The organism is Paenibacillus sp. J22P169 (assembly GCF_059691995.1).
The window spans coordinates 1,589,018-1,601,267 of record NZ_JCAUAO010000001.1 but is presented as its reverse complement, the minus strand read 5'-3'; the positions used below and the strand labels follow the sequence as shown (position 1 = coordinate 1,601,267).

Genomic DNA, 12,250 nt, shown 5'->3' with positions numbered 1-12,250 from the left:
CCATTTCGGTTAAAAATGCTTTTTCCGTACAGCTGCTACTTGATTGACAAGCTCCAATTAATGGAGCGATTCCCCGGGTTCACCTCGAAAATACATCATAAATGTTTGACTCTGTTCGGGAGGAGTTTGTCATCACAAGTCAGTAAATGGTTTATGTCAGAACTGATTTCTGCTGGCACCCTGTGTCTAGTCATCGCAACATGTCTAGCAATTTTGGCTGGGGGAGATAGCACCTTACTGGCTTTTGGTGTTGTTGCTGCACTAGGTACACCAATGATGATGGTTCGAGATTTAGATACCAAGATTCGAAAAAAACAGCAACAGATGATCCTTGAGCTGCCTGAATTTTTGAGTACAATTGTGCTTTTAGTAAACGCTGGTGAAACCGTCAATCGTGCGTGGATACGGTGTGTACAGACCAAACCACACATGTCCAGTTCACCTCTATTCAAAGAGCTTATAGTAGCTGTACATGAACTTGAAATGAACATTTCCTTTACAAAAGTGCTGGAGGATTTCAGTAAACGATGTGCGTTACATGAAGTGTCTTTATTTACATCATCACTTGGTCTGAACTATAAAAGAGGCGGGAATGACTTTGTCGTCGCACTGCAATCACTTTCACTTGAGCTATGGCAGCGTAGGAAAAGTGTATCGAGATCATTAGGAGAAGAAGCATCTTCCAAATTAGTTTTTCCGATGGTGTTAATTTTTGTTGTGGTGATGGTTATCGTTGCCTCACCTGCATTGCTGATGATGAATCAATAAGAGAGGGATGTTGATATGAGAATGATAGCTAAGTGCTTAATATGTGTGTGGAAAGAGGAAGATGGACTGGGTACGTTAGAGATTTTATTAATTGTTGCTGTGCTCGTTGCAATTGCGATCATTTTTAGAAAGTGGATTGTATCATGGTTTCAGAAGCTGATCGGCGATGCGAACTCCGACCTCAAGGATAATAGCGCGGTTGTTCCTTGTGCGCCTAGCCCAACTACGAGCTGTGCGCCATAGTCGGATCCAGCGTTTCACTAGAGATGAACTGGGCACCTTCACTTTAGAGGCATCACTCGTTTTCCCTGCCATTCTAATGTGCACAGTGGCATTATTATTTGTTGGGATGTACGCCTATCAACATGTATACATGGCGCAATTAGCGCGATCAGCTGCAGAAAAGCTAGCTTTCACTTGGCATAACAGCCATAAAGATGTGACGACTGGCAGCTTTAATCCAGAGAATACGGACGGTTTGTACTGGCGCCTCACGCAGGATCATTTAAGTGATTTATTCGGCTTACTACAAGGGAGTGGAGGGGCAACAATTACACTCCCCGTCAAAAAGATAAATGGACTCGTGGAGAAAAAGCTGGCAAGAGCTGCTGCTTTGCTCCCTGCCGGAGTTACAGGTACAGCAACGTATACCAATTATCTACTAGATCATCAAGTCGAGGTGGCTGTGAACAAGTCCTTTCTCATGCCTAGTGTACTACGGCGATGGGGAAATACGACTCAAACAGTTGGGAAGGCTGTTGCCCATGTTGTTGATTCTGTAGAGCTGATCCGATCCACAGATCTGACTCGCACTTATATACCAACGCTAGTAGGAAGAATCTCTCCCGAGAAAGCGAAGGCAGCACTGATAGATCCTGTGAAGAGTAATTTGTCTGGTCCAGGCATCACAATTGAATCCGAACGTCAGGCGTCCTCTTACCTCCGATCATTAGTGGGAGGTACGGAGGTCGTACGGACGACGGTATCCGGTAAAAGCAGAAAAATTGATGCGCTTGATGCACGAGGTATTGGACATCAAGCCTTCTATAGTCTGACGGAAACTCAGCTTCGAACCGAGCAACTGCCGAAGGATGTTGAATTGCTCCAGCATGATCCATCTGTAAAAGGTATTGTTTGGCACTTCTTTAAGAAGGATTCCAGTGGCAAAGGGATGCCTTCGGACGCTTTTCGCAAAGAACTCGAACGTAAAGGAATCGTAGTCGTTATTCACAACTAGAAAGAGGGGAGCACTTGAAGAGATTATTTAATGCAGAAAACGGCGCGGTATCCGTGTATTTGATACTCATAATCGTGCCGATTTTCATATTTCAAGCTGTGCTTATCGATTTTTCCCGAATCAAAGTAGCGGAGAAAGAAACAGAATCTGCTATACAGGCTGCTACAAGATCCGTAATGTCCGCATTTGATGCCGATCTGCAGAAGAGAGGACTTTATGGCATGGGCCTCTCCCAGGAGGCTTCAGTGAAATTGTTTAGTGATGTATTTGCCAGAAACTTATCAGGCAGCGTCTCGACACGTACGTTTCACTTTATAGATACCCGAGTTGTAAACGAATCCATGCAAATTACTCCCGTTTATTCGCTTGCGAGTCATGTCATATTTAAGGGACAACTTATCGAAGATATGAAATTAAAAGCTCCGATTGAATATACCCTTGAAATCGCAGATAAATTTAAAAAAAGTAACATCAGTGCGCCTTTTCAGATGGGATCGCAATTTGCGAAAGAAGCGGCAGAGCTCGAGAAGATGATTGAACAGCGGGAATCCGCGCTAGACGATGCTTGGGAGAGTGCAGAAGAGCTATATGCCAAAACATCCTCCTTTCATAACTACTATTGGGCTAGAATTGCGAAATTAGATGATTTAGCAGGTCAAATCGGCATCCATACAGTTGATGAGGTTCGAGGTGAAATCAATCAAGTACATGAGGAAATGCAATCTCTTACGAATACCATAAGGAATATGGATCTTTCATTGGCTGGCTTGGTAGCAGCTGGTCCTGAGGCGGCATCCAGTATTCAAACACTGATTATTGCTAAAAGCACACTTGAGGAACAAGTCAGTACGCTTTCACAGAAGCTCCATGAGTTGGATGATTTGCTTCAACTAATCATGACCTACACGGCACTTGTAATCAGTACGAAGCTTGAGGTAGCCTCGAACGAAAGTGTGCTTAAGCAATTACAGCAGGGAATTGAACCTAAATTACGCTTATCGAAGCAGAAGAATGACGATATTCGTTCAATGCTAACAGGAATCTCTACTTCATCTAATAGCACTCAAGGAGTGAGTGAAGTTTTTCAACATGTTTCCCTTATTGGGGATGATTATTTTTATCACTATCAAACATCGATCGCACAGATCACCGCGTTATTTTCAGCATTCCAGGCATCTGTTGAAAGTGTCGTTCTGTATACTTCAGCGAATACAAGTGAGGTTAATCAAGCTAATAATGCGTATTGGGAAGTTGCAAATGATTTTTATCACGATCAAAAGGTGCTAGAGACTGCCAGAATGAGTAAAAACGAGGCATCCAACAGGAATAAGCAATCTCATAAGAATACCATCCAAGATATATTGGATCAGGCCAAACAAGCTATTGGTGGGTGTAGTCTAACGAATTCAACGACTGGAGATGACGCGCAATATAGCAAGCTCCAGGGCGAATCAGGCTTCTATCAGAAATATCGACAAGTGAATGCGCAAGATACAACAATAGGAAATGAAGTTTCTTATGAACTGGATAAAGCCGAGCCTGCTAGCTTAAGGGCATTGGACATGCTGGGAGCCATAAATCAAGCAACTGAGGTTCTGCGGGATGAGCTTTATGTGAATGAGTATGCTCTTACCAAGTTTAACTACCGAACCTACGGTCTAGAGAAAGATTTAAATGGACGACCAAAATTGTCTAATGAGCTCGTAGATCCTGGGTCTCACGTGTTAAGAAACCAAGAGGTTGAGTATCTGTTGTACGGCTTTTCCTCATGTGCTGCTAATATGTCGTCGGCCTATGCAGAAATGTTTTCATTACGATTAGCGATTCGTACCGTCGAAGGTTTATTAGATCCGAAGAAGGAACTTTTAAACATAGGTTCCCCATTACTCGTCCTATTAGCTGCGGCAGCCCAGGGTGCAGCGGAGGCATTAGTCGACATGAACGCGCTGGTGAATGGTGATGCAGTTGAACTTTCATCTAAACTTTCAACTTCTGTTCTCAAATTAACCTACAAAGACTATTTGCGGGTATTTCTCATGCTCCATAGCAATAATTCGAAGCTGATGTCTAGAATGCAAGCGCTTCTTGAATTAGAAACAGGCAAAGAGCTCATTCAACAAACATCCTATTTGCAAGCGAATGCGACTAGTGAAATACGACTATGGTTTATACCACAAGTGATGAAATTATTGGATGGGACAGGACTTTTAGGATGTAAAGTAGTTGGATCGCAATGTCAAATAAATCGAACAGCTGTAGTTTCGTATTGAGGAAGGAGACCTCGGATTGCTTCTAAAACTGCATAAGGAACAGGAAGGCGGCATCGTATTGGAGGCTTCGCTCGTGCTGCCATTGTTTCTAGCTTTTGTAATAGGTCTTGTACTTTTCATTCAAATAGCTAGTGTTGAAATGGCTTTGCAATCAGGTGTTTCCGAGGCGACGAAGTCCATTGCCGGTCAGTTATATCCCGTGCGAGTTCTAGTTCAAGAAGCTCAAATGAAATATGATCAAAGCCATGCCGCGGATATGCTGAATGCTGTTGTGGATCAAGTCCAATCGGCGCGAAGCCGTGTAACGAACTCGGAGGATTTTGCCAATACGTATGCGGCCTATATTCCTGATTTCCTAGTGGAACTCGTGCGTTGGGAGAAAGAGAAACGGGAGTTCTGGGAGGGCAAAGCTCAAGATGAAATGAATGGTCTCTATGAATCACAAGTGAAACCGCGAATGCTCATGATATTTACACCCGTTGTGTTTGCGTTTTGTGATGCAGCTATTGTGGACAAGAGCAACTTTAAAGTCACCTCGCTGACGCTGCCGAGTATGGATCAGGCGGGGGAGGCATTCATTGGATTCGAAGCACAATTGATCTATAAGCTGCCCCTTCCTTTTATAAGCCACACTATTGTATTGAAAAAAAGAGCCTATGAGCGAGCTTGGATAGGGGCTTGAACGCTTAAACGGATGAGAGGAGTATCATCATGATATGGCTTTATGGCCTATTTTTTATATTTATCACGATTGCCTTTGCTATTGATGTTCGTTATTCCAAGCTGCCAAATGAATTGACGATGTGTGGAACCTTATTCGGGATATTGTTCCACACGTTGTCGCAAGGTTGGGATGGTTTACTTTTTTCCATCATTGGTGCAGGTACAGGATTTCTAGTTCTACTTGTGTTGTATCTTCTAGGCGCTTTGGGAGCAGGAGATGTCAAGCTTTTTGCTGCTATCGGGGCCATGATGGGTGTTATTTTTGTTATACAAACAGTTATCTATGCAATATTATGTGCCGGTATAATTGGACTTTTCCTTGTGCTTATTCAGAAAAAAATGAGAGCTACTGGGCATAAGATAATTAGTTGGCTTATTTCTATTTTTGCTCACCAGAAACTCGAAACTTTATGGGAGCTTAAGCAACAGAAAAACATTAAATTCCCCTTTATGTACGCTGTGTTTCCGGCTGTGACTGTCACGTGTTATTATTCTCTGCTTTGAGATGAGGTGATTATCTGATGCAAGAAGTATTTGGGCTTCGGTATGAGTTTGTTTATCGTCATGGACATCAAATGGTGTTGTTCAAGGAAGAGGGGTTAGTAGCGAGTGAACTATCTACCTTGCAAGTACGCATGTTAGAAGCTAATGAAGTCCCAAAGCTGCTGCCGCTGGACATTCATGAAGTAGATTCCACGATTCAACTTCAATATAAATTGTCTTCGAAACGTATGTTATCGCATGTATTGAAGGTGGAGACGTTTTCGATCCATCAGCTTGCCAAGTTGATGTACGCCATCATATCTACACTCGATGAGTGCAAAAATTATATGTTGTGCGAAATGAATTTCGTTCTGAAAGATAATTTGATTTTCGTCGGACAGGACTACTCAGATGTTTACCTGACCTATGTTCCTATCGACATGCAGCATACTGATGGTGATATCTGTCCAGCAATCGGTTCGCTTCTCAGAAAGCTTATCATTCATGTCTGTGAGGAAGAACAAGAGCAACTGCAAGTCTGGATTTCCACGCATTTAGTTACAAATAGCATACTCGGGTATAAGGAAGCTTTGCTTACGTTAATGGACGAACCCTTTTTAATACGACCTGCTGTAAATGTAACTTCTGCGCAATCAGAATCTATTGAATTTTCAATAAAAGATACAGGATTGCCTAAAGCTCATTGGAAGCGGGAAGAAGAGATTCCTGTACCAATTACCATTCCCCAATTGGCTAATCTTGATCGAAAGGAAATGGATGGGCACAAAAGTCAATCCAATCTAGAATCACCTATTCGTGTATTCCCGCTAACCTTCACTCCCCTTGATCAGCGAGCAAGATGGGTGACAATAGCGCTTATAGTTGTCCTTGTAGCTTTTCTTTGGCAATCCTATTTGGCATCACCCTCAACAAGCTCACTGCAGCTACTGGCTGGAATCACCTTGTTGCTGGGAGATATGGGCTTTGTTCTGATTTGTTTTGGCCGTCCAGCGTTACACAGACTAGGCAATCAACTAAAGAAAGAAACTCCCAACGCAAACAGCAACCCAAGTACCGTTTCTGCTAATTTGCGTGAAGTACTACCTAGCGCGTCGGCTTCAATGGATATGGACCATTACTATCAAAATCTTCCGTTACATACCTCCCAATTACATCCTTCACAATCGAATGCCACGGTGTTCCTTGGGAAAACTTCAAAGCCTATACAACGAGGGCCGCGGTTGGAACATCAATTTGATGGTGGTAGTGAAATTGTTCCTATCAGCAGTGAAGTCTTTACAATTGGCCGAGGAGATTCAACTAGCAAGGTTGATTATTTGCTCGAAATCGCGGGTGTTTCTAGAATCCATGCGGAAATTGTCCAAACGAGCCTGGGATATCACCTTCGAGATGCAGGCTCTACCAACGGGACGTATTTGAATGATCAACCCTTGATCACGTATCAAGCCTATCCACTAAAAGATGGGGACATTCTGCGAATTATTCGCCAAGAAATGACTTTTCGACTTTAATACAAATAGTTCTACTTCCTGTCTGCCATGAGCAGTGGTATAATAAGAAGTCGCGAGAAAAATACGTGATTATCTTAGAACTAGACAGGGGTTTGGTTTTACAAAATGAGTCTTTTAACAATTGAAGATTTAAGCCATAGCTTTGGCGATCGGACATTATTTAAAAATGTATCTTTCCGCTTACTCGCTGGTGAACGCGTTGGTATCGTAGGAGCAAATGGCGTGGGGAAATCCACGTTGATGAATATATTAACAGGCAAGCTTTTGAAGGATACAGGAAAAGTAGAATGGACACCGAGAGTCCACTATGGATATTTGGACCAGCACTCCGTACTAGCCGCGGGTAGAACAATCCGTGATATTTTGCGTGATGCGTTCCTGCCTTTGTATGAAGAAGAAAAAAGAATGATGGCTATTACCGATAAAATGGGAGATGCCACGCCAGAAGAACTTGAGGTTTTACTAGAGGAAATGGGCGAAATTCAAGAGCGTTTGGAAATTGGTGATTTCTATCTGCTCGATGTTAAAATCGAAGAGATGGGTAATGGGCTTGGATTGAACGCAATTGGTTTAGATCGGGATGTTACATCGCTAAGTGGTGGACAAAGAACGAAAGTTCTTCTTGCTAAGCTGCTATTAGAAAAACCGACTGTCCTATTACTCGATGAGCCTACCAACTATTTGGATGTGGAACACATCGAGTGGTTGAAAATGTACTTGAAGGATTATCCATATGCGTTCATGTTAATTTCACATGATACGGAATTTATGAATGAAGTCGTAAATGTTGTCTATCATTTGGAATTTTCCAAATTGACGAGATACACAGCAAACTATGAGAAATTCCTTGACATGGCAGAAATGAACAAAGCGCAGCACATTGACGCCTACGAGAAGCAGCAGGAGTACATCAAGAAGCAAGAAGATTTCATTGCGCGCAACAAGGCACGAGCGTCAACTTCAACTCGTGCGAAGAGCCGGGAGAAGCAGTTGGATCGAATTGACCGCATTGAACGTCCGGAAACGGCGATGAAGCCTACATTCGTATTCAAAGAATCTCGTTCAAGTGGTAGAGTAGTATTTGAAGCGCAAGATTTGGAAATCGGCTATGATCGTGCCTTACTTCCAAAGATGAATGTGACGATTGAACGCGGTGAGAAAATTGCCATCGTTGGCTGCAATGGGGTCGGTAAATCCACACTATTGAAGACGATTCTTGGGAAAATCGAGCCTTTCAACGGTAAAACATATCGCGGTGATTATTTGAGTCCTGCATACTTTGAGCAAGAGGTCAAAGCGCCAAGCATGACACCGATTGATGATGTATGGAATTCCTTCTCTTCGATGACACAGAACGAAGTCAGAGGAGCGCTTGCCCGAGTTGGGCTTAAGAATGAGCACATCACCCGTGCGATGAGCATGCTGAGTGGTGGGGAGCAAGCGAAGGTTCGTTTGTGTAAGCTGCTCATGCAAGAAAGCAACTGGTTGTTATTCGATGAGCCTACGAACCATTTGGATGTCGTAGCCAAAGAAGAGCTCCAACGTGCTTTGAAAGAGTATAAGGGTACCGTACTTCTCGTCTGCCATGAGCCGGAATTCTATGAAGGTTGGGTAACACGTGTGTGGGATGTTGAAGAATGGTCTGCCAAGGTAACGAGTTAACCAAATAATCAAATCGGAGGAGATAACTATGTTAACGCATGTAGTGTTTTTTAAGCTCAAAGATCGCAGTCCTGAAGCCGTGGAAGTAACCAAAGCCGTTCTTACGAATATGGAAGGTAAAATCCCGGTATTACGACACATTGAGGTTGGGACAGACATTCTGCATTTAGAGCGTTCTTACGATATCGCACTCATTACGAAATTTGATTCACTAGACGATTTGAAGACTTACGATACTCACCCCGTGCACGAAGAAGTCAAAGCTCATATGAAAACAGTTCTTGATGGAACGTCCATCTGTGTTGATTTTGTAAGCTAACTCACGTTTGAAAAACATAGGAGAACAGTGTAGTATCCTTAGAAGAGGCTCGTTCTTGACGTTGTCAGGCACTAGCAAATGTTCTGAGGCTGCACTGTTTTTTGTGTGTTTAGCGCAATACATATTTACGTATGAAAAAAGGAGGAATCCGAGTTGAAGTCCAAATTAAATAGAGCTTATATGACGGAAGTTCTTGAAATGCTGCTGCGGACTCCTAGTCCAACAGGGTACACACATCACATTATGCAAAAAGTAGAGCTAGAAGTGAGTAAGCTTGGCTTTGAGCTTTCTTATACGAATAAAGGCTGTGGTATTGTTACCGTTCCTGGTGCGAGTTCAGATCGTGTAATTGGCATATCTGCACATGTGGATACGCTAGGTGCCATGGTTCGTTCTATTAAAGAGAACGGCACATTGAAAATTACTTCGCTTGGCGGATTTATGATGGGTGCAATCGAGAATGAATATGTACAAATTCACACACGTGATGAGCGTGTTTATGATGGTACGATTCTTACATCTAGACCATCCGTGCATGTGTACGAGGACGCGAGAGAGTACAAGCGCGATGAAGCGAATATGGAAGTTCGTATTGATGAGCTTGTTACCTCCAAGAAAGATGTGCAAGCACTTGGCATTCGCGTTGGTGACTACATTTCGTTCGATCCGCGTGTACAGGTGAAGGATAATGGATATGTGAAATCGCGTCATCTAGATGATAAAGCAAGTGTGGCTTCTTTGTTTGGTCTTCTCAAATTGATGAAAGAACAAGACATTCAGCCGTTTTACACGATCAAGCTATTCTTCTCCAATTATGAAGAGGTTGGTCATGGCTCTGCCTTTATTCCGGAAGATATTACAGACTTTATCGCAGTTGATATGGGTGCGCTTGGTGATGATTTGAGCGGCAGTGAGCGCGATGTTTCGATCTGTGCGAAGGATTCGTCAGGTCCTTACGACTATGCGATGACGTCGAAAATGATTGAGCATGCCGAGAAGCTGGAAATCGGCTATGCCGTGGACATTTATCCGCGCTACGGGTCTGATGCATCGGCGGCGCTCAGAGGCGGCCGCGACATTCGTGCAGCGCTAATAGGGCCTGGTGTTCATGCGTCACATAGCATGGAGCGTACGCATATGGATGCTGTAGTAAACACAGCAGCTCTTCTTGCCGCCTACATCATGGAGCCGGTGCAAGGATGAATATTCTAAGCGCAGTCGATATAACCAAAACCTACGGCGACAAGGTGCTCTTCGATGATATCTCGTTCACCCTGAACGAGAAACAGCGCATCGGCCTCATCGGCGTGAACGGCACAGGCAAGTCCACGCTGCTGAAGCTGCTAGCGGGTCTGGAAACCCCGGATCGCGGCAAGCTTGTGCACGCGAACCATTTCCGCGTGGAATACTTGCCGCAAAACCCGGAGTTCGATCCGAACTCCACGGTGCTTGAGCAAGTATTCCACGGCGATTCGCCGCTCATGAAGACGCTGCGCGACTATGAGCTGGCTCTGGCTGAGTTGGAGCTGGACGCATCCAATGAGAAGAAGCAAGCGCGACTATACAGCGCACAGTCGCGCATGGATGAGCAAGGTGCCTGGGAAGCCAGCACCTTAGCCAAAACCGTGCTGACGAAGCTCGGCATCAGCGAGTTCGACAAAGCCGTCGGCCTGCTGTCCGGCGGTCAGCGCAAACGCGTCGCGATGGCGCGCGTTCTCATTCAGCCCGCCGATCTGCTCATTCTAGATGAGCCGACGAACCATATTGATAACGAGACGGCCATCTGGCTCGAGGAATTCCTCAGCAAATGGCGCGGCGCCTTGCTGCTCGTTACCCATGACCGGTATTTCCTAGAGCGGGTCACCACCCGCATATTGGAGCTGGACCGGGGCAAGATCTACAGCTACGAGGGGAACTACGAGTGGTTCCTCGAGAAAAAGGCGGAGCGGATGGATTCCGAAGCCGCTAGTGAAGATAAGCGGCAGAATCTCCTCCGCCGCGAGCTGGCCTGGCTCCGTCGCGGCGCGAAGGCGCGCACGACGAAACAGAAGGCGCGTATCAACCGCGCCGAGGATCTTCGGGACCGCAAGGTGGACGGTCCCGCTGACAAGCTCGACATGGCGCTGGCGGGCAGCCGCCTTGGAAAAAAGGTGATGGAGCTGGACGACATCTCCAAGTCTTTCCCAGGCGGGAAGCAGCTGCTCAGCGGCTTCAGCTACATTGTGATGCCGAAGGACCGTCTCGGCATCATCGGACCGAACGGCAGCGGCAAGTCGACGCTGCTCAATATGCTAGCCGGGCGCATACAGCCCGACAGCGGAACGATTGAGACCGGTACAACGGTGAAATTGGCGTACTACACGCAAGAGAACGTCGAAATGGACGAAAAAATGCGTGTGATCGAATACATCAAAGAAGCCGCAGAGCAGATTCGCACGTCGGATGGTGAAACCATTTCGGCCGCACAGATGCTAGAGCGCTTCATGTTCTCCCCTAACCTGCAATGGTCGCCAATTGGCAAGCTTTCAGGTGGAGAACGTCGTAGACTTTATTTGTTACGCACCCTAATGGGGGAACCAAATGTTTTGCTGCTCGATGAGCCGACCAATGACTTGGACATCCAAACATTGACGATACTGGAAGATTATCTGGATCAATTCTCTGGGGCTGTTATTACGGTTTCTCATGATCGATACTTTTTGGATCGAACAGTGACGCATTTATTTGCATTCGACGGTAATGGCGGAATCGAACCCTTCATTGGTACGTATTCGGATTACTTGGAAGATAAGCGTGAGCAAGAAGAAGCTGAGCAAGCGAGGAAAGAAATCATTCGCCAAGCGAGCGCGAAGTCGACGAACAGCAGTCCTGCTGCAAACCCTTCAAACGCAGCCCCAGCAGCGAATCTCCCCAAGAAGCTTTCTTTTAAAGAACAGAAGGAATGGGACGAAATTGAGAACACGATTGCTACGTTAGAGGAGAAAGCGGATAGCTTGAAGAAGCAAATCGAAGCCTCTGGCAGCAACTTTGATCTCGCTCGCGATTTGTATGAGCAAGAACAACAAACCGCTGCAGAGCTCGAGGCTGCTATGGAAAGATGGACTTATTTATCAGAGTTAGTAGAACAAATAGAACAAAATAAGTTATGATAGTAGAGGTAGTTCAAAAAGTCGTCTTTTGATCACGAAGCAAGCCAAGAAGTCTAATCGACATCGAATCTTGCGTTCACCTTTGAAGTCCGGTGCTCATGTAGGTT

General features: G+C 44.9%; 11 protein-coding genes. All 11 read left to right on the top strand.

The window, feature by feature from the left end; translation table 11 throughout:
- The first annotated feature begins 153 nt into the window (after positions 1-153).
- Entirely contained in the window at positions 154-768 is a 615-nt protein-coding gene (locus tag AC58QG_RS07580; RefSeq protein ID WP_497361481.1) for a type II secretion system F family protein, read from the top strand.
- Between the two features lie 15 nt (positions 769-783).
- Positions 784-1,011, top strand: a complete 228-nt coding sequence (locus AC58QG_RS07575) for a Flp1 family type IVb pilin (RefSeq protein WP_497361480.1) — start codon at positions 784-786, stop codon at positions 1,009-1,011.
- Positions 1,001-2,005, top strand: a complete 1,005-nt coding sequence (locus AC58QG_RS07570) for a TadE/TadG family type IV pilus assembly protein (protein ID WP_497361479.1) — start codon at positions 1,001-1,003, stop codon at positions 2,003-2,005. Before AC58QG_RS07575 ends, AC58QG_RS07570 begins: the two co-directional genes overlap by 11 nt.
- A gap of 14 nt (positions 2,006-2,019) precedes the next feature.
- Entirely contained in the window at positions 2,020-4,275 is a 2,256-nt protein-coding gene (locus AC58QG_RS07565; RefSeq protein WP_497361478.1) for a hypothetical protein, read from the top strand.
- 16 nt (positions 4,276-4,291) lie between these two features.
- Positions 4,292-4,957, top strand: coding sequence for a TadE/TadG family type IV pilus assembly protein (locus tag AC58QG_RS07560; RefSeq protein WP_497361477.1), 666 nt, complete (start codon positions 4,292-4,294; stop codon positions 4,955-4,957).
- Between the two features lie 29 nt (positions 4,958-4,986).
- Positions 4,987-5,502: an A24 family peptidase gene (locus tag AC58QG_RS07555; protein ID WP_497361476.1), complete on the top strand. Its 516-nt coding sequence runs from the start codon at positions 4,987-4,989 to the stop codon at positions 5,500-5,502.
- A 17-nt stretch (positions 5,503-5,519) separates the two neighbouring features.
- On the top strand, positions 5,520-7,013 hold the full coding sequence (locus AC58QG_RS07550; RefSeq protein WP_497361475.1) for a DUF6382 domain-containing protein: 1,494 nt from the start codon (positions 5,520-5,522) through the stop codon (positions 7,011-7,013).
- A 105-nt stretch (positions 7,014-7,118) separates the two neighbouring features.
- On the top strand, positions 7,119-8,675 hold the full coding sequence (locus AC58QG_RS07545; RefSeq protein WP_497361474.1) for an ABC-F family ATP-binding cassette domain-containing protein: 1,557 nt from the start codon (positions 7,119-7,121) through the stop codon (positions 8,673-8,675).
- A gap of 28 nt (positions 8,676-8,703) precedes the next feature.
- Positions 8,704-8,994 carry a Dabb family protein gene (locus AC58QG_RS07540; RefSeq protein WP_497361473.1) on the top strand — a complete coding sequence of 97 codons (291 nt, stop codon included), beginning with the start codon at positions 8,704-8,706 and terminating at the stop codon, positions 8,992-8,994.
- Between the two features lie 153 nt (positions 8,995-9,147).
- Positions 9,148-10,197 (top strand): M42 family metallopeptidase, encoded by a 1,050-nt coding sequence (locus AC58QG_RS07535; RefSeq protein ID WP_497361472.1) that lies wholly within the window; start codon positions 9,148-9,150, stop codon positions 10,195-10,197.
- Complete coding sequence (locus AC58QG_RS07530; protein ID WP_497361471.1) at positions 10,194-12,143, top strand: ABC-F family ATP-binding cassette domain-containing protein; 1,950 nt, start codon at positions 10,194-10,196, stop codon at positions 12,141-12,143. Before AC58QG_RS07535 ends, AC58QG_RS07530 begins: the two co-directional genes overlap by 4 nt.
- Positions 12,144-12,250: the final 107 nt, after the last annotated feature.

Excerpts from the sequence above, each read along its gene's own strand:
- AC58QG_RS07550 (WP_497361475.1), top strand. The coding sequence starts at position 5,520 with ATGCAAGAAGTATTTGGGCTTCGGTATGAGTTTGTTTATCGTCATGGA.
- AC58QG_RS07530 (WP_497361471.1), top strand. The coding sequence starts at position 10,194 with ATGAATATTCTAAGCGCAGTCGATATAACCAAAACCTACGGCGACAAG.
- AC58QG_RS07545 (WP_497361474.1), top strand. The coding sequence starts at position 7,119 with ATGAGTCTTTTAACAATTGAAGATTTAAGCCATAGCTTTGGCGATCGG.
- AC58QG_RS07575 (WP_497361480.1), top strand. The coding sequence starts at position 784 with ATGAGAATGATAGCTAAGTGCTTAATATGTGTGTGGAAAGAGGAAGAT.
- AC58QG_RS07580 (WP_497361481.1), top strand. The coding sequence starts at position 154 with ATGTCAGAACTGATTTCTGCTGGCACCCTGTGTCTAGTCATCGCAACA.
- AC58QG_RS07540 (WP_497361473.1), top strand. The coding sequence starts at position 8,704 with ATGTTAACGCATGTAGTGTTTTTTAAGCTCAAAGATCGCAGTCCTGAA.
- AC58QG_RS07555 (WP_497361476.1), top strand. The coding sequence starts at position 4,987 with ATGATATGGCTTTATGGCCTATTTTTTATATTTATCACGATTGCCTTT.